Consider the following 18229-nt stretch of genomic DNA (forward strand, 5'->3'; position numbering starts at 1 on the left):
CACGAACGGCAATCCTCATGAGGATTGCCGTTTATTTTGTCCTGCTTTATCCCATCCTAACATGGAATGGAGGGATGTAAGATGGGGCTACAGTTTGCTTCAGTGCCAGGGACCGTCGCTGCATTATGTGCGGTCTGTTCCATCATCCTCGTATTTACTGGCTGGAGGCAGGTGATTTTGCCTCATGCGTCAAGTTATGTGCTCATCCTCGGTATTGGAACTTGGCTGTGGGTGACGGGACTACAGTTTAGAGTAGGTGAAACAATTTGGGACTTAGGATGGCTGCTTATTTGCCTCGTTGCAATAGTCATGTTCGTGCAGCTATGGCGAGAAGGCATGAGTTTTTCAGACTGCATCGTGCTTTGTGGACAGATATCGATCATCGCCGCATTATGGATGATCGTAGATTTATTACGTGAAGCAGGAGACACGTGGGCCCATTCTTTTACTCCGTTATTGGTAAGTGTAATTGTTGGAGTAATTGTCGGGATTATGTACTCGTCTGCAAGCCGTTCATTTATCGTTGTGACAGGTGTTCTTTTATGTAAAGAATGGTTAGTGCAAGTACGCGATAAAGCAACGCTTGTTATGTTATTTGGCACATTATCAACAGCAGATGAGTGGTGGATGACCTATGTTGTTTGCCGATTCAGCGCATTAATACTACTCTATGCAGAGCGGTTTTTCATGTATATGCGTCGGGAATAGTTAGCCAATCCGTGATTTTTCTGATATGATGTTGTACGTGTATATTGTTTAGGTAAATGAAGGAGTGAACTGCATGGCAAAACCCGTTGTTGCCATCGTCGGAAGGCCGAATGTCGGGAAATCGACCATTTTTAACCGTGTCATCGGCGATCGATTGGCAATTGTGGAAGACAAGCCCGGCGTTACTAGAGATCGTATTTATGGCTCGGGCGAATGGAACGGGAAGACGTTCAGCATTATTGATACAGGTGGAATCGAGATTGACGGTGTCGATCATATTCTTCGTTCCATTCGTGTACAAGCAGAATTGGCGATTGAAGAAGCGGATGTTATCGTATTTATGTGTGAGGCTAAAAGCGGCGTAACACAGTCGGATGAAGAAGTAGCACAAATTCTATTCCGTTCTGGTAAACCTGTTATTTTAGCAGTTAACAAAGTGGATAACATGCGCCGTATGGATGATATTTACGAATTTTATTCTCTTGGGTTCGGTGACCCTGTGGCTATATCGGGTTCTCACGGAACAGGAATCGGCGATTTGTTGGACGAAATTGTGAAAAATCTGCCTGATTTGACTGAAGAAGAGTATGAAGATGATGTCATTAAAGTAGCCTTAATCGGTCGTCCGAATGTTGGTAAGTCTTCTCTAGTCAACGCAATTCTAGGTGAAGATCGAGTTATTGTAAGTGAAGTTGCTGGTACCACACGTGATGCAATTGACACACCGTTTGAAAAAGACGGTCAAAAATATGTCATTATTGATACAGCAGGTATGCGCAAGCGTGGAAAAGTATATGAAACTACAGAAAAGTATAGTGTAATGCGTTCTCTTAAAGCTATTGAGCGAGCAGATGTTGTGTTGGTTGTTATTAATGGTGAAGAAGGAATCATTGATCAAGACAAGCATATTGCAGGTTATGCTCATGAAGCAGGTAAAGCAGCACTATTCGTTGTAAACAAATGGGATGCGGTTGAGAAGGATGACAAGACGATGCATCAGAATGAGCAGAACATTCGTGATAACTTCTTGTTCATGTCGTATGCTCCAATTGTGTTCTTGTCAGCAAAAACGAAGCAGCGCTTACATAAACTGCTGCCAGTTATTCAACATGTAGCGCAACAGCATGCTAGACGTATTCCAACTCATTTGCTGAACGACGTGATTTCTGATGCGGTTGCTTACAACCCGCCGCCGACAGACAAAGGTCGTCGTCTTCGGATCAACTATGCCACTCAAGTGGCGGTTAAACCGCCTACGATGGTTATTTTTGTAAACGACCCAGAGCTTATGCACTTCTCGTACGAGCGTTATCTAGAGAACCGTATTCGCGCTTCGTTTGACTTCGAAGGAACGCCGATGCGATTGTTCACGCGTCGCAAATCAGACGAGAGTTAGGAGCGATCTAAGGTGACGTTACCCATACTTTCTATAATCGGCAGCTATTTGATTGGCTCTATCAGTTTCAGTGTGCTGTTTGCCAAGTGGCTCCGTGGTATTGATATTCGGCAGCATGGCAGCGGCAACGCAGGCGCGACCAATACACTGCGTATATTAGGAAAAGGTCCTGCTTTTTGCGTGCTGTTGCTCGATGCTTTGAAGGGTATTTCTGCTGTTTTGTTGGGCTACCTCGTATCGGATGCCTCTTGGGTAGCTGTAGTTTGTGGAATCGCTGCTATTGCTGGTCACAATTGGCCGATCTTTTTCCGTTTCCGTGGTGGGAAGGGGATAGCTACGACAATTGGGGTTCTTGCTGTATTGGCATTTTGGGCTGCGCTGTCAGCATCCGTATTTGCGATATTGACCATCGTATGGAAAAGGTACGTATCTCTTGGTTCGCTAGTATTTGCATTTTTGACGCCAGTGTTTATTTGGTTATATAAATACGACAGTAGTATCTTTTTAGGTAGTGTGTTACTTTGTCTGTTTGCTTTCTTCGCTCATCGCAATAATATTGTGAAGTTGATGAAGGGTACAGAGAATCGTCTCGGATCCAGCAAGGGAGGAGAAGCACGTGTCCGTTAAAAAGGTTGCTGTATTTGTAGCTGGGAGTTGGGGAACAGCGTTATGCCAAGTATTGGCTGACAATCAACATGAGGTAGTCGTCTGGACACGCAGCGAGCAGCAAGCTGTAGAGATCAATGAACGGCACACGAATGAAAAATATTTGCCAAATGCTGTGCTTAATCCAGCTATTCGGGCAACGACCTCAGTTGAGGATGCGATGAAAGGTGCTTATGCATGTTTGATCGTGGCACCTTCTGCCGCGTTGCGGGCTGTGGCAGCACAGATGAAGCAGTATTGGCATAGCGATATGTTTATCGTACATGCGGTTAAAGGCTTTGAAACCGAAACACTTGCTAGAATGTCTGAGGTGCTAAATGACGAACTTCAATGTGGTGAAGAACGGATTGCAGTGTTATCTGGCCCAAGCCATGCGGAAGAAGTAATTAGTCAATGCCCGACAACGGTCGTTATAGCTTCAGCTTCACTGGAAACGGCTGCGAAGGCACAAGATTTATTTATGAATGATTCTTATTTCCGTGTGTATACGAACTCAGATGTAGTTGGTGTAGAACTGGCTGGTGCGCTTAAGAACATCATAGCATTGGGTGCGGGACTCTCAGATGGTCTTAAATTTGGTGATAATGGCAAAGCAGCACTTATTACGCGCGGATTAGCCGAAATTGTCCGTCTTGGAACAGCAATGGGAGCCAACCCATTAACGTTTGCTGGCTTAGCAGGCGTTGGTGACTTAGTTGTGACTTGCACAAGTCAGCACAGTCGGAATTGGCGTGCTGGGTCTATGATTGGACAGGGAATGCCTATTGATGAAGTTCTTAAGCAGATGGGTATGGTTGTGGAAGGTATTCGTACAACGAAGGCGGCTCATATATTGGCTGAGAAGCACGATGTACAAATGCCAATCACAGAGCAGTTATACCGAGTTCTGTTCGAACAACTGGATCCTAAAACTGCTGTAGAGAAATTAATGGGCCGTGTTCGGAAAAATGAGATTGAAGATATCTCGTTCTAACGGGACATGATTTCAATTGGACATGGTAACGAGCCTCACCTTCATGCTTACTCTTTCATACACTATGAAGAGTTCAGTTGAGGAGGGACAAGTGACATGTCGAAGGGGAAAGTTCCTAAAGATGCACTCCAAGCAATTAATAAGAAAATTAGCAAGCCTATCTCAGAAAATCAGATCAAAAACGTGGCGAGTACTGTAACTTCAGAAACGATGCAGAGTGAGGCTCAGCTTCGACAGCTCATTAAGCAGGTCGCTATGATGGCCAATGTGCCGGTTACGGAGTCAACGGTGAATGAGATTATAACTACCGTGAAAAAGAGCGGGATAAACGGGGGCAGTCTTGAGTCATTGATGAAGTTGATGATGAAGAAATAGGCGGCCGCTAATCGTAGAGGCGACATGTTGGTGAAATCAACCAATATGTCGTCTTTTGTTTCTTTATGGCGGATGTTATAATAGGTTCAGTTTGGAAGAATGGGAGACGTTGGCATGGATGGTTTAACGAAGATGTGGGTTTCTTTTATCGGAATTGGTCTCATGGCTTTATCAGCAATCCTCGTTGTGTTTGCCCGATCCAAGACTCGTGGATGGATTAAGGGAATATTAACGTTAGTCGCATTTGTCATACTTTTGCTCGGAATGTTATACAGCTTTATTTCAATTGTATAGGGGCTCAGCACAATGGGAGAACTGAGATTAATGGGTCGAACAAGAGAAGGACAAGCCGCTATCATTGTAGGCAAAACGCTGCTGCAATCAGCGATTGAGCTTCAATTAGACTGGCAATATAGATGTGAACGAGGAACGTGTGCACAGTGCCGCTGTCTGGTTGAGGAAGGACATCTCCAATTAAGCGAAATAACAGATGCTGAATGGGATCGAATGGACGAAGATGAGCTGCGGGAAGGTTACCGATTAGCATGTCAGGCAAAAGTGATAGATGCTGACACGACAGTAACAGCGAAGTTTGCACCATATTACTAATGAAATCGTGACGGGGTTTACTATGCATCAACAAATGACAGAAACGATGGCTCATGCGATTGAATGGCTTGCAAGTCATTCAAATGAATCATCGAAATGGATGATAGGTGGCAGTTGCAGCCTATTGTTACAAGGAGTGGAGCTACTGGCTCCGCCAAATGATATTGATGTATTCGCTGATCAAGGCGATGCAGAAGTGCTGCATCAATTATGGCGGAGCAAATCTACGGATGACGCGGCTTGGAATGAGACAGAAATGTACCGCTCGTTGTTAAGCCATTACGAGATAAATTGTTACTCTGTAGAACTTGTTGGACAATTCAATATTAAGAATGAATGGTGCAGTTACCAGATGGAAGTTAGATCGGGTTTGTGGCAGTATGCGCCATCTGCGATAGTTGGGGCACAATCCATTAGATTGACACCTCTTATACACGAACTGCTTTTTAATATGCTGAGGGGAAGAGCAGAGCGTGTAGATGCAATCGCAGCGGCAATCCGATGCAATCCCCAGGAGCATGTAAAGGTTTTGGCAAATGTATTATCTAGATGCGAGCCATCCTCTAGCGCATATATGAACATTCAACATGTATTACCTGAACTATGCCTAGATACGTATGAAGTTAACGTACACAGCAATGATTAAGTGAGTATTCTACAGTGTGTTGTTAGAACAACTCTACCAGCATCCACATGAAGGAGGTGCTGCATGAGCGTTAGCATTCAGTTTGAACCAGATGGCAAACAGATTGAAATTAAGCAAGGAATGAGCGTGTTGGAGGCTGCGCGTAAAGCGCGTGTCTCCATTCGAACTCGTTGTGAAGGCAAAGCAGGGTGTTTGCAATGCAAAGTAACGATAGAAGCTGATGAGGGGCTAATTCATTCCCCAACTGAGGCAGAGCAACGTAAGATGGGTTTTTTCTCAACTTGTGGAGAGCGATTAGCCTGTCAGGCTCGTATTATTGGTTCTTCAAATGGTAAAGTGGTCGTTCATGTGCCGGAAGATCCTTTAAAGGCGGCAGTTCGTAAACGACTACTGGAGCAGCAAGAGGAAGACCGCTTATGGTAGGCGGGGGAGGAGAGGCGGATTGAGTCGTACTAAGTTCGTAGTCAGCATCATTCTCATTGTATGTTTGCTCTTGCAAGGATGTATGTACCCGAATGAGCTTCGAAAAGAGAATCAAGCTTCTGCTAAAGATGGAATTTTGCTTGTACAGAATGCAGTTGATGAATATCAGCAACGAAATTCATTACTTCCCATCATTACGGCTGACCAAACTGTACCGAGATACGAGAAATTCAGAATTGACTTTGAAGTTTTGCTGGCTAGTGAAGTGCTTGGCGCAATTCCTGCGAATGCTTTTGAGAACGGTGGGACTGGGGTTTACCTAATCGTTAACGAAGAGAAGAAACCTACGGTTCGTCTTATGCATCTTCCTACAGCTCAAAGGGTAAATGATTTGCAGAGAGCCGTTACCATGTACATAGAGAAGAATACAGGGCAACTGCCAAGCAAAGAACAATTGTATCCCGGATTTTACGAGATATCACTAGAAAAGATAGGTGCTCGCCCTGTTGAGGTTCGAAGTCCCTACAGTGGTGATACCCTCACCTTTATTATGAATGAGCAAGGTAATGTATTTGCTGATTATGCTCCAGACATAATGAAGGCTGTTGAGAAATCGGGTAAGAAACCTGCTGACAAAACGGATCAGGTTCAGGAGTTACTCGTAACGGAAGGTTTGTTTGTGCCTGTTAAATCTCCTGTTTATGAATGGAGAGACAACGCACCTTGGCCCAAGTAAAGTATCGGCACATGAGTGAAGTCTAGTCAATCCTATAGCAAATAGAAGCAAGTGCAGATAAGATGCTGTACTTGTTTTTTTTATATCTACGTTTTTCTTATGCAGAAATACATAATGGTTGTCATATATTTGAACAAAAAACATATACCTGTGTAGGAAGGCGTCGCTCTGCTGAAGAGCCCCTCATAGTTATTTACTAACATTATGAGCAGCGATAGTAAAAAAAGTGTGGCTGATCGTCATATTTATGGCGTTCTATCATATGATGTTACTAGTCCAAAGCATGTACAGGTTGCATCGCTTGCTCATTGCTGAATATGAACCGGGCGGCGAACACTAGCGACAACGGCAACAGCTCAATTCCAGCAACGGTGCTAATTGTTTCTGAAGGGCGGAAGGCGGACGCTGCCTTCATGTCCGTCGGGAATTATTTGAGGAGGGGATATCAATTGGAGAAAGTAGACATTTTTAAGGACATTGCCGAGCGTACCGGCGGGGATATTTACCTCGGGGTCGTTGGTGCGGTCCGCACGGGTAAATCAACATTTATAAAACGTTTCATGGAAACGGTCGTGCTGCCGAATATTACAAACGAATCCGATCGCATTCGCGCCGTGGATGAACTTCCACAAAGTGCGGCTGGTAAGACGATTATGACAACAGAACCTAAGTTCGTCCCGAACAATGCGGTTCAGATTAAAGTAGCAGATGGTCTAGAAGTGAATGTAAGATTGGTAGACTGTGTAGGTTATGCTGTGGAAGGTGCAAAAGGATACGAGGATGAAAGCGGTCCGCGTATGATTAATACGCCATGGTTTGAGGATCCGATTCCGTTCCAGGAAGCGGCGGAAATAGGAACTCGTAAGGTGATACAGGAACACTCAACGTTAGGTGTAGTAGTGACAACAGATGGAACGATCGCAGAAATCCCACGTCACTCCTATGTGGAGTCTGAAGAACGCGTCATTAATGAGTTGAAGGAAGTCGGCAAGCCATTTGTGTTGATTATCAACTCGACGAAACCGCGCAGTGAAGAAACGCAGGCGCTTCGTAATGAATTGCATGCGAAATACGATATACCTGTGTTGGCGCTAAGTGCTGCTACGATGGGTGAAGATGATGTAATTGGCGTATTGCGCGAAGTGCTGTACGAATTCCCTGTGCATGAAGTAAACGTGAACTTGCCTAGCTGGGTAATGGTCCTGAATGAGCAGCATTGGCTTCGTTCCAGCTATGAGAGTTCGGTCCGTGATACGGTGAAAGATATTCGTCGCTTGCGTGATGTGGATCGTATCGTGCAACAGTTCACGGAATATGACTTTATTGCACGTGCCGGATTGAGTGGCATGGATATGGGTCAAGGCGTTGCAGAGATTGATTTGTATGCTCCAGATGAGTTGTACGATCAAATCCTAATGGAAGTAGTCGGCGTCGAAATTCGCGGCAAAGATCATTTGCTTCAACTGATGCAGCAGTTCGCTCATGCGAAGAAAGAATTTGATCGCTTCGAAGAGGCATTAGAAATGGTGAAGACAACAGGGTATGGTATTGCTGCGCCTACTCTTGCTGAGATGGCTCTTGATGAGCCCGAACTCATCCGTCAAGGCTCTCGCTTTGGTGTTCGTCTGAAAGCAACTGCTCCGTCGATACATATGATACGTGTCGATGTGGAGTCAGAGTTTGCTCCGATTATTGGTACGGAGAGACAAAGTGAGGAGCTTATGCGCTATCTTATGCAGGACTTCGAGAATGATCCTACGAAGATTTGGGAGTCCGACATATTTGGCCGTTCGCTTCATTCCATCGTGCGTGAAGGCATTCAGGGTAAGATTGCTATGATGCCGGATAACGCTCGATACAAGCTGCAAGAAACGCTCGGTCGTATTATTAACGAAGGATCTGGTGGCTTGATAGCTATCATATTATAACCTCGTTAACCATTCATGCTCTAAATAAGCAACCCCCTTCATATGGTAGACAGCTCATTTGAGAGCCTCCATAAATGAAGGGGGTGTTTATTTGCGGCAAGAGCATTCACTTTATGCTTTCGCTCATCTCAACGGACTTCAATAGAAGTAGAAGTGTAGAAGTTTTTTCATGAAGATTGTGACAGCTTATTTTGTTCCATAGCTATAGAGAGTGGACGAGGGTTGGCTTGCAATTTGGCGATTCGATAAGCCACCGCAATCGCAAGCAGGAATACAAGACATCCTGTTCCGATAAATAAGTAGCTGATCGAAACGGCTGGATACAGTTGACCGATTATAAGTGACATAAGCAACATAGGCCCCATCCAAGCCAATTGAATGAATGTACTCACTCTTCCTTGATATTCTATTTCAACATGAGTCTGTATAAGAGATGAGGTTGTTATGTTATAAGAGACGATACCAGTAAAGAATATAACCGTTGCCGCGACAGCGATAATGATATTTGGAATAATGGTCATTCCTGCTAATCCAATGGCAAGTAGGAAAACAGATATCGTTAACAAACGTTCAGATTGAATGTTTGTTTTTGGGACAACGAGAGAGCCAACAAGCATAGTTACGCCAATGATTGGGGTAAACCAGGATAGAGATTCTTTAGGGAGTCCCAAATATTCTGTAATAAGGAACATTTGCATCACATTATATACGCCCGCTACCAATCCGAATGCCACATTACTAAGCGTTACGATCTTAACAATATTGTGGTTCATCGCGAATCGAAAGCCGAGCTTTAAGTCGTTCCAAACCGAGTGAAACGTTAGTGTATCCTTGTTCGTACTTGTTGTTAACTCACTTGGTTGTTGCTGAGTGGGTATTCGAGTAATGGCAATGGCAGCAATAATAAAGAGACAAGTCGAGATAACAATCATGAAACTTGAGCCAATTGCCCCGTATAACATGATAGCAACAGCAGGTCCGATAATGTTCGTGAAGCTAACGGACATTTGACGATAGCTTGCAGCAGACAGTCTGTCTTCACTTTGAACAAGAGTCATTGTAAAAGCAGGCTGGGAAGCACGAAAGACGAGTGTAGAGATGGCGGACAAAAATGAGCCTATGTAAATCAAAATCACGGAATTAACCGCAATCGCGCCGATAAATAACAGCATAACTACAGCTCTGAACAGCAATGCGCCAGACAATGACTTTTTGCGATCAAAGCGATCTGCAAATACGCCAATGATAGGACCGAGTAAAAAAATCGGGGCATATTCTAATATAAGATTGATGGAAATGGCGGATGCAGCTTTATCAGCGAATTGCTCTAAAATTACGAATAAGAGTGCAGTGTTGCGGATGTTATCACCAAATTCAGAAGACCATGCAGCAAGCCAGAAGCGAAGAAACATTGGGTTTCGGCGTAAAAAGTTTTTCATTAACAATCACCCTTCTTCTGTTTTTATGAAATATAACTTTCGATGTATATCGAATATCCTTCCAAAAGAATAACACAGCGCTGAAGCTGTGTTATTCGGTTAGCAACTGTGTTAAATTCTGAAGTATTTCTGCGATACGCTCTTTATCTGTATGGTAATAAACTTTATTTTCTTGACGGATGGCTTTTACAAATCCTGTCGTCGTTAATGAGTTGAGATGGTGAGAAATTGTAGAGTTTGTAAGGTTTAGTTCTTTAGCAAGTTCATGCCCATATCTAGGTGCGCGGTTCAATAGTTGAATAATATGAATTCGCTTTTCGTCTGACAGTACTTTTAGAGAGTCACCAATTTGCTGATGAGTGATATCATGTTTGCTTATCATATCCAGACGATTGATCCCTAGTAAGCATATAAATCCTTCTTCGTTATCATAAATGAACGCTGCTGTGTTCATAAAATAAGAAGGAAATACATGAATCGGAAGATCGTTCATCGTATTAGGTACGATGTCTGTTCTTAGAGCTTTGTTCAACTGCTTCACGCCGTTTTCTTGAATCATTTGACGGAGTCGAAGCAAGCTTTGCTCTAATCGTGCAGTCAGTTCATCTTCCCAGAACTTGAAAACAATATTATAGAAAATGTTCAGCAGTTCTAGATATTTGCTCTTCATGCGATCAGGATCTGCAAAGAAATAGAGCATTTTCCAACGATCTTTTTCTGGTAATGTAGTTTGTTCTAACCGTTCAAGGATATTGCTTGTAGTGAGCTCAGAAATAGTGCTAATTTCTGGATCTAAACTATAATTCAAAAATTGAAGAAAAAGCTCATTGGACGGCATTTGTTCTATCCATTGAAAAAGATTTTCGATGGTCATGTTATTTCGAATAATAGTAGGCAGTACAGATGTGCCGCAAGAATTATCTTGATGGAAAAATAATTGAATTTGTTCCAATGTGTCTTTCGGCAGCTTTAGTTGTGCTTCTTGAATATATTGATTGAGTTGATTATCTTGGTGTAACTGCATGGATGGATGCTGCGGTACCAATTGGTCATGGTTCGTAAGTCGAAATAGTGCTGCTAATAGTTCAACCGTAATAGAGCTACTTGTATTTAGTGGGATTGCTGCATGATTGTTCACCAAGTTCGAATCTCCTTTTTGATATCTATCGAATGTTATTCCAGATTAAAATATAATGATAATAAATGGTAATGTCAATTGTTTTGTTTGTACTGATTTTGTAGGAAAAGATAGATTACCTATTAGGTTCGTATCTATCTTTCGATCAATATCGAATGTTATTTCAGATTAGAATATACTGTAATGGTGATTCTTGCTACTGTTAAGTGCTGAGATACTGCAAATTCTGTTCGTTGTGAATTTTTGTCGGCAAATAGTTTGTATAGAGCAGTGACTGGAAGTACACGTCTTTTTGCATTGAAAATACTGGATTTAAATTGCTTGATCATGATAACACCTCTCTTCGGTACTCATCTAATGTCTATTTCGATGTCTGTGATAATTAATTTAATGGCAATTCCTGTATCTGTCAAGTGGCTTTCATGAAGTTTAAATAAGAAAATGGTATACTTATAGTAAGTCCCTAATTTTTGGGGAGCAGGATAAGAAGAGTGAGGGATTTTTGATGAGTGTGCAAAATGAAGTACATATTGTGTCAGCGCAAATGAAAACAGATGCGGAAGGTGCATACCTTGGGACGGTTGTTTTCAAGCTTGAAGGCTACCAGCATCCGTATGAATTAACGGTGTTTAGCAAGAAGGGGAAAGAGTGGGATTATAGTCTTCATTATACGTCTGATAGTGGTGGGGAAGAAGAATTATTGAAGTTAGATGAACGTTTGGAAGAAGATGATGACTTGTTCGATACATTATTGGAAGCGGCACTACAAGCAAGCGAAACAATATAATTATAACTCAAGGGTTGTTTACCGTTTAGAGGGTAAACGCCCTTTTTTTATGTAATATCGAGTGAAAAATGATTAAATGCATTAAAACCGATTTACATACTAGGAAATAGCGTATATATTATTGTCTAATAGTTGTGCGGAAAATGTTGGTTACAAGCACGCTAATTATTTAAAAGGGGATGTTGAGATGGGGACAACGTTGAGACGAGGACGTATGTGGGGAATACTTACTGCAATTCTATGCTTTTCTATCATTATTTCTGCGTGCGGGATTAAATCGGCAGGACAGACGACAGCCGGGAGTGAGGCCGGAAAGACACAAACAACTGCACCTGCAAATAATCAGGAAGAAAATAAAGACGATAAGGTTAAGGATCTTAAAGGAAAGCGGATTGCGCTTGTTATGGAATTAAATACAGGGACGTTCTCGCAGCAATATGCTGAAGGTGTTAAGGAAGAAGTGGAGCGATTTGGTGGAGAGTTGACAGTATTTGTCGCTGAACGAGATAAATCTAAGATGGCTACATACGTAAATATGGCTGTGAATCAGAAATTTGATGGTATTTTAACGGATCACGGCACACCAGAAGCATTGACAAAAGGAATTAAAAAGGCACAGGAAAATAATATTCCTGTCGTTGCCTTCGACGCACTATTAGACATTCCAGGTGTAACGGTCCTCGAACAAGGGGATGAGAAAATGGCTGAGTTGACATTGGAGCAGCTGGCAGCAGATGCCGGTGGAAAAGGAAATATCGTGAAAATCTGGGTAGCTGGCTTTGCTCCAATGGAACGTCGTCAGACGGCGTATGCAGCTTTCCAACAAAAGTATCCGGAAATTAAAGAGATTGCTGCATTTGGTGCTGCATCCAGCAGTACAGCATTGGATACACAAGCTAAGATGGAGGCTATTTTAAAGCAGTATCCTAATAAGGGTGACATTACAGCAGTTTGGGCTGCCTGGGATGAATTCGCCAAAGGTGCTTCACGAGCGATCAAGCAAGCAGGCCGTGATGAAATCAAAGTATATGGCATCGACATGAGTGATGAGGATTTGCAAATGCTTCAAGATCCGACTAGCCCATGGATAGCAACGGCTGCTGTAGATCCAAAAGACATTGGCCGCGTACAAGCTCGTTATCTTTATCAAAAGCTGTACGGTGAAAAAACAGAAGATCGTGTTGTTCTTGAACCGATATTTGTACAGCGAGATGATTTGCCAAAAGACAAACAAGTATCAACAAATGAGCTAGGACAGTATGTACAAGGGTGGAGCGGCAGTAAGCAAGGTGAGAAAGAATGGATGAAATTGTATAAATACAAATAAGTTCCAACATACAGCAAAGGTGGGACTGATATGACGCTGTCAACACAATATGCAACAGAATCTTCTCCCACTGTTGCATATAAGGAGCAAAGAAGCGAGTGTGATATGGATATCCCTCGCTCCTTATTACGCATGGTGGGTATAGAAAAGAGTTTTAATGGGATACCGACACTAAAGCAGGTTGATTTTGAAGCTTACAGCGGAGAGATTCATGCATTATTGGGAGCAAATGGGGCTGGGAAGAGCACGCTGATGAATGTGCTCTCCGGCGCCTATTCTTCTGATGCAGGCCATATTGAGCTCCACGGTATGAAACTTCAGATTGATCAGCCGAAAGACGCTCGCAGTGTGGGGATTTACTGTGTTTATCAAGAAGTGGATACAGCTCTTGTCCCACAATTAACTGTCGCAGAAAATATTATGCTGGATCAAATGGCAAAAGACACCGCATCGTGGTGGGTCAGTCCTGCACATCAGTATCGGCAAGCGGCTGTTGCATGTGCTAAGCTCGGGGTCGAGCTGCCACTAACGAAACTTGTGTCGGAGCTTTCATTGGCAGAGAAGCAGATGGTTCTCATTGCAAGGACGCTTGTGGAGCAGGCCAAAGTAGTTATTTTTGATGAACCTACAGCACCGCTTAGTCAGGAAGAGGCTGTACGACTGTTTGCTGTTATGCAGCTGATGAAAGAACAAGGGCTGGTCGTCATTTTTATATCTCATCGTTTGCCTGAAGTATTTGCCATTTGCGATCGGATTACCGTTATGAGAGATGGGGTTAGGGTATACACCGATCATGTGGCGAGGACATCCATACAGGATGTCGTCGGTCATATGCTTGGACGTACACTTGCAGAGCAGGTGCCGAAGCAAGTCGTACCGATTGGAGATATAGTTCTGGAAGCGAAAAACCTTGTAGCTGGTAATAGAGTTCGTGGTGTTAATCTTGCGGCTCGTAAAGGCGAGATAGTAGCCGTGGTTGGTATCGTTGGGGCAGGGAAAACCGAGACTTCAAGATTGCTGACGGGTGTGGATCAGATAGAACAAGGGTCCATTTCTATTAAAGGACAATCGGTTCGGTTTAAGGAACCTGCAGATGCGATCGCCAAAGGAGTAGTACTTGTACCTGAAGAGCGGCGCAAACAAGGGCTTGTTGTGCATGAATCGGTGGAGACCAATCTTAGTCTTCCCATACTAAAACGACTGTCGAACTGGAGCGGGTGGCTCAACGGCAAAATAGAGCGTCAACTTGCTGCAGAAATAGTCGAAAAACTTCGAATTAAAACAGCATCCGTGCAGACACTGGTTCAATATTTGAGCGGTGGAAATCAACAAAAAATAGCAATCGGAAAATGGCTGGAATCCGGTGCGGATGTATACGTATTTGATGAGCCTACTAAAGGTGTTGATGTTGGTGCCAAAGAGGATATATTCCAAATTATCGGCGGATTAGCAAAGCAGGGGCATGCTATTCTGTACTTTACTTGCGAATTTGCAGAAGCGATAGGGATTGCAGATCGAATTCTTGTGATGTGTGACGGTAAGATTGTTCAAGAATTTGATCGACAAGCCGCGACCCAAGAACAACTCTTGTTCTACGCTAGCGCCGGCAAAGAAGGGGAGCTATAAGCATGGAAGCAGGTATCAAACACAAACTGTTGCACTTTTTATTCCGTTATGGAGCAATTTTTGTAGTCATTGGCGTGTTTATTTATTTTTCGCTGCGGTTGGATAATTTTTTGACGGCATCTAATATTGGGGATATTATGGCCTCCATATCGATCGTCACCTTTGTTGCGCTGGGTGTTACTTTTTCACTTATTGTGGATGGATTTGATTTGTCAGTAGGCTCTACGGTTTCACTTACTACCGTTGTAACCGCATCGATGATGGTTTGGTATGAAATGCCGATGCTCGTCGTAATTGGAGTACCACTCTTAATTGGTGCATTGGTAGGTTTGTTGAACGCACTTTTTATTATTAAATTTCGTATTCCCGATCTATTAGCGACGCTAGCGGTAATGTACATTATTGCAGGTATTCACAAGACTTATACTAAAGGTTACTCTATTAATGACCATATGTTATTCCCTGACGGCTCCAAAGCGCCAGGTGTCATTTCAACGTCGTTCCAGACGATTGGTCAGGGAGAGTTTTATATCGGCAGCTTTACAGTTCCTATACCTGTAATTTTCATGCTGTTGGCCATTGTGGCCGCGCATTTACTATTGCGCTATACTCGTTTCGGCAGACAGCTATACATGACTGGTGGAAATCGTGAGGCAGCGCGTTTATCGGGTATTCGAGTCAATCGGATTCGGACACTTGCGTATGTCATTTCAGGGGTTTGTGCTGCAATTGGTGGTATTTTATTTACATCAAGAGTAGGAACAGGGGAAATTGATGCTGGTGCACCGCTTTTGATGGAGGCGGTTGCGGCCGTATTTGTTGGCTTTTCTGTTTTTGGAGCAGGGAAGCCGAATGTATTTGGGACTTTTGTAGGTGCATTACTAATAGGTGTGTTAGTTAACGGGTTGACGATGATGAACTTGCAATACTACACGCATGATATTATTAAGGGAACTGTTCTCGTGCTGGCTCTTTCGATTACGTTTTATGTTGTAAATCGAGGACGCTCTTCTTCATCGTAATTGTAAGATTGCTGTCACATCGCTACTTGCAATTGATCAAATGGTATATTACTATAAATTTGTTCCAGATGCACTATTACATGCTAAGGGACTTCGTATAGGATATACTCATGTATATTTTTATAGGAACTAGTGTAAACAATGGATAACCACATACTTGAATCGGGAGGTGAGCATACATGAACAAGTCCGAATTGATTACGGAAGTCGTTGAGTCGACCGAACTTTCTAAGAAAGATGTAACAAAAGTTGTAGACGCAGTATTCGAAGCGATTTCTACTGCTCTGCAAGAGGGCGATAAGGTTCAGTTGGTAGGCTTCGGTAACTTCGAGGTTCGTGAGCGTTCCGCTCGTAAGGGCCGTAACCCGCAAACGGGTGAAGAGATCGAGATCCCTGCTAGCAAGATCCCTGCGTTCAAACCAGGCAAAGCGTTGAAGGAAGGCATCAAATAAGCTTTTACATAGGAATGTCTTTGCTCAGCCGTGACGAATGTCACGGCTTACTTTATGTGTTACACTTATTCAATAAGGAGGGATTAACGTGGAACAAACCGATTTTATTGTTATTAAGGCGAAAGAACAAGGGGTACAAGTTATCGGATTGACAAGAGGACAAGATACGAAGTTTCATCACACGGAGAAATTAGACAAAAACGAGGTTCTCATTGCACAATTCACGGATCATACATCTGCAATTAAGATTCGCGGCAAGGCTATGATTATGAGCAAGCATGGTACGGTTCATACAGATAAAGACGAATAGAGTAAGGCAGGCATAGCCTGCTTTTTTTCATTATAGAATGAGGTATGGACATAAGTTCGTCCGTCGACACTGTTAGTATATCTTGCGATGACTTAGTGGAAGACGAAAGGGTGTATATAGTTGCGTAGATGGCAAAAGGCACTCCGAATAACGACGATGTACGTATTATGCGTCACTTCAGTAGTTTATGTTCTAGGGATTCTTTCCTCAGAGCGCAGCTTGCATGGCAATGAGCGGAGAACGATTCCAGTAATGAGTACAGTTAGTCCCATCAAGCATGTAACAGATGATGGGCTTGTAGATACGCTGCTCGCTCTGCCTACTCAATTACCTATTAGCCGTGTGCAATGGAGTGAACCGGGCGTACTCTCACTGGACATCCGAGTAGCTTCTAGTATTCATCATCCAAGAATCATTTATGAAGAATTGTATCGTTGGCTACACTTTAGTTTCTATGAGACGGATAATGTTAACCGTTTGGAATTGAGAGTCGTTATTGAAAATAAAGAGCGCCGTCAAAAGCAAATTCTTCTCGCATTGGATACACTTCGCAATCAAGTGACCGAATCCGATTTGAATGAGCTCGTCCGAAACGGACATCCACCTTCCATCCAAGCGATCAGAGCCATGCGGTTGAGTTATACAACATTGTGGACTGAACAATTTGGAGTGCGAGCGAAGCTATAAAAAATATCACCGTCTTACTGACAATATGCTATAATAATCAAGATCACGACATCCAAAAGGATGAATGCATTCGGAGGCACGAGGATGAAAGGATATGCTATTCCGCAAGAAGTAAAGCGTTATGTCGCACATGACATGATTCAGGCGCACACGAAGCTGCCGTCGTTCGCGAATGAGCGGATAGCTTTGCTGTACGCCTTTTTGAAGCGGAACGAAGACAATCAGCAGTTTACGGAACGTATGGCAGCTGTGACGCTGCTTGTACAGCTTGGAATTGACACGCACAATACGGTTGAATATGCGACCAGTTCCACCAGTGATCGAAATATGCGCTCTAGACAGCTCAAAGTGCTGGCAGGAGACTATTTTAGCAGTCGCTTTTATCAAATGTTAGCCGAAGCAGGACAAATTGAGGCGATTCAGCTGCTCAGTCGAGCAGTTTGTGAAGTAAATCGCTTGAAAATGACCGTAGCTGCTAGCGTGCGTGATGGTTCTATGAATCACAGCCGCTATTATGAGCATGCAGTGAAAATAAAACAGTGTTTGTTCCACGCTTTTAATGAATGGCTTAATCGTGCTGATGTTGAGTTATACGAGCAATTGCTTGATTTAATTAGTGAACGAGAAGTGATTCAAGAAGAGTTGGAGAATGTGAAGCAGCATGCTGTGGATTCTCATAGTTGGACGTACTGGTTAGTTATGGAACATGCTTCATCCGCTCAGCGCAGTCGTTGGCAACATGAAGCTATTGTGCAACAAGAGTGGGATGAATTGCTGAGCCAATGCAGGCCAGAAGTGATCTTGCAAGAGAGAATGAAGTCTGTTGAAGAGCGATTGTCAATCGTATTAGGTACAATCGTGAGCGATACGCAGTCTTCTCTTGTAGAATCAATTGTTTCTGAACTAGCGATATAGGTTTAAATGTGCGTACAAGCTGCAGCTCAACGCCGTGAAGTGACGGATCAGTTGTAAAATAGGCGA

Annotated in this window: 22 protein-coding genes; 19 read left to right on the plus strand and 3 right to left on the minus strand. The window is 43.2% G+C overall.

Annotated elements, in window-relative coordinates; all coding sequences use genetic code 11:
* The first annotated feature begins 81 nt into the window (after nt 1-81).
* The 11 genes from FPZ44_RS07255 to spoIVA all read left to right on the plus strand — a co-directional run bounded on the left by FPZ44_RS07255 (nt 82) and on the right by spoIVA (nt 8460).
* Nucleotides 82-708 carry a hypothetical protein gene (locus FPZ44_RS07255; protein ID WP_144988740.1) on the plus strand — a complete coding sequence of 209 codons (627 nt, stop codon included), beginning with the start codon at nt 82-84 and terminating at the stop codon, nt 706-708.
* Between the two features lie 73 nt (nt 709-781).
* The gene (gene der / locus FPZ44_RS07260; RefSeq protein ID WP_144988742.1) at nt 782-2104 is read left to right on the plus strand and encodes a ribosome biogenesis GTPase Der; all 1323 of its coding nucleotides are present in this window, start codon (nt 782-784) and stop codon (nt 2102-2104) included.
* Between the two features lie 12 nt (nt 2105-2116).
* A complete protein-coding gene (plsY, locus tag FPZ44_RS07265) occupies nt 2117-2731 on the plus strand; it encodes a glycerol-3-phosphate 1-O-acyltransferase PlsY (protein ID WP_144988744.1) in 615 nt (204 codons plus the stop codon).
* A complete protein-coding gene (locus tag FPZ44_RS07270; RefSeq protein WP_144988746.1) occupies nt 2721-3743 on the plus strand; it encodes an NAD(P)H-dependent glycerol-3-phosphate dehydrogenase in 1023 nt (340 codons plus the stop codon). Before plsY ends, FPZ44_RS07270 begins: the two co-directional genes overlap by 11 nt.
* Nucleotides 3744-3839: 96 nt before the next feature.
* Nucleotides 3840-4118, plus strand: coding sequence for a stage VI sporulation protein F (locus tag FPZ44_RS07275; RefSeq protein WP_144988748.1), 279 nt, complete (start codon nt 3840-3842; stop codon nt 4116-4118).
* Nucleotides 4119-4232: 114 nt separating this feature from the next.
* Nucleotides 4233-4412, plus strand: coding sequence for a DUF2768 family protein (locus FPZ44_RS07280; protein WP_144988750.1), 180 nt, complete (start codon nt 4233-4235; stop codon nt 4410-4412).
* 30 nt (nt 4413-4442) lie between these two features.
* The gene (locus FPZ44_RS07285) at nt 4443-4727 is read left to right on the plus strand and encodes a 2Fe-2S iron-sulfur cluster-binding protein (RefSeq protein ID WP_261378240.1); all 285 of its coding nucleotides are present in this window, start codon (nt 4443-4445) and stop codon (nt 4725-4727) included.
* Nucleotides 4728-4749: 22 nt separating this feature from the next.
* Nucleotides 4750-5373 carry a nucleotidyltransferase family protein gene (locus FPZ44_RS07290; protein WP_144988754.1) on the plus strand — a complete coding sequence of 208 codons (624 nt, stop codon included), beginning with the start codon at nt 4750-4752 and terminating at the stop codon, nt 5371-5373.
* Between the two features lie 63 nt (nt 5374-5436).
* Nucleotides 5437-5796, plus strand: coding sequence for a 2Fe-2S iron-sulfur cluster-binding protein (locus tag FPZ44_RS07295; RefSeq protein WP_144988756.1), 360 nt, complete (start codon nt 5437-5439; stop codon nt 5794-5796).
* 19 nt (nt 5797-5815) lie between these two features.
* Nucleotides 5816-6532: a hypothetical protein gene (locus FPZ44_RS07300; protein ID WP_144988758.1), complete on the plus strand. Its 717-nt coding sequence runs from the start codon at nt 5816-5818 to the stop codon at nt 6530-6532.
* Nucleotides 6533-6981: 449 nt separating this feature from the next.
* Complete coding sequence (gene spoIVA / locus FPZ44_RS07305) at nt 6982-8460, plus strand: stage IV sporulation protein A (protein ID WP_144988761.1); 1479 nt, start codon at nt 6982-6984, stop codon at nt 8458-8460.
* Nucleotides 8461-8627: 167 nt separating this feature from the next.
* Here the strand turns inward: spoIVA and FPZ44_RS07310 are convergent, their stop codons facing one another.
* From FPZ44_RS07310 to FPZ44_RS26380, 3 genes are all read right to left on the minus strand, one after another.
* Nucleotides 8628-9899: an MFS transporter gene (locus FPZ44_RS07310; protein ID WP_144988763.1), complete on the minus strand. Its 1272-nt coding sequence runs from the start codon at nt 9897-9899 to the stop codon at nt 8628-8630.
* A gap of 91 nt (nt 9900-9990) precedes the next feature.
* A complete protein-coding gene (locus FPZ44_RS07315) occupies nt 9991-11037 on the minus strand; it encodes an ArsR/SmtB family transcription factor (protein ID WP_261378370.1) in 1047 nt (348 codons plus the stop codon).
* Between the two features lie 158 nt (nt 11038-11195).
* Nucleotides 11196-11366 carry a hypothetical protein gene (locus FPZ44_RS26380; protein WP_186785946.1) on the minus strand — a complete coding sequence of 57 codons (171 nt, stop codon included), beginning with the start codon at nt 11364-11366 and terminating at the stop codon, nt 11196-11198.
* A gap of 176 nt (nt 11367-11542) precedes the next feature.
* On the opposite strand from FPZ44_RS26380, the gene FPZ44_RS07320 reads away from it, so the two are divergent.
* The 8 genes from FPZ44_RS07320 to FPZ44_RS07355 all read left to right on the plus strand — a co-directional run bounded on the left by FPZ44_RS07320 (nt 11543) and on the right by FPZ44_RS07355 (nt 18163).
* Nucleotides 11543-11824 carry a hypothetical protein gene (locus tag FPZ44_RS07320; protein WP_144988767.1) on the plus strand — a complete coding sequence of 94 codons (282 nt, stop codon included), beginning with the start codon at nt 11543-11545 and terminating at the stop codon, nt 11822-11824.
* A 187-nt stretch (nt 11825-12011) separates the two neighbouring features.
* A complete protein-coding gene (locus FPZ44_RS07325) occupies nt 12012-13151 on the plus strand; it encodes a sugar ABC transporter substrate-binding protein (RefSeq protein WP_144988769.1) in 1140 nt (379 codons plus the stop codon).
* Between the two features lie 105 nt (nt 13152-13256).
* Complete coding sequence (locus FPZ44_RS07330) at nt 13257-14777, plus strand: sugar ABC transporter ATP-binding protein (protein WP_144991730.1); 1521 nt, start codon at nt 13257-13259, stop codon at nt 14775-14777.
* Nucleotides 14778-14791: 14 nt separating this feature from the next.
* Nucleotides 14792-15799 carry an ABC transporter permease gene (locus FPZ44_RS07335; protein ID WP_144991731.1) on the plus strand — a complete coding sequence of 336 codons (1008 nt, stop codon included), beginning with the start codon at nt 14792-14794 and terminating at the stop codon, nt 15797-15799.
* 179 nt (nt 15800-15978) lie between these two features.
* Complete coding sequence (locus FPZ44_RS07340) at nt 15979-16251, plus strand: HU family DNA-binding protein (RefSeq protein WP_144988771.1); 273 nt, start codon at nt 15979-15981, stop codon at nt 16249-16251.
* Between the two features lie 88 nt (nt 16252-16339).
* Nucleotides 16340-16561, plus strand: a complete 222-nt coding sequence (mtrB, locus tag FPZ44_RS07345) for a trp RNA-binding attenuation protein MtrB (protein WP_144988773.1) — start codon at nt 16340-16342, stop codon at nt 16559-16561.
* A 120-nt stretch (nt 16562-16681) separates the two neighbouring features.
* The gene (locus FPZ44_RS07350; protein ID WP_144988775.1) at nt 16682-17248 is read left to right on the plus strand and encodes a hypothetical protein; all 567 of its coding nucleotides are present in this window, start codon (nt 16682-16684) and stop codon (nt 17246-17248) included.
* Nucleotides 17249-17332: 84 nt separating this feature from the next.
* Nucleotides 17333-18163, plus strand: coding sequence for a heptaprenyl diphosphate synthase component 1 (locus FPZ44_RS07355; RefSeq protein ID WP_186785947.1), 831 nt, complete (start codon nt 17333-17335; stop codon nt 18161-18163).
* Nucleotides 18164-18229 lie beyond the last annotated feature (66 nt).

Origin of the sequence: Paenibacillus agilis (assembly GCF_007786455.1) — a bacterium.
Classification (GTDB): domain Bacteria; phylum Bacillota; class Bacilli; order Paenibacillales; family Paenibacillaceae; genus Paenibacillus_B; species Paenibacillus_B agilis.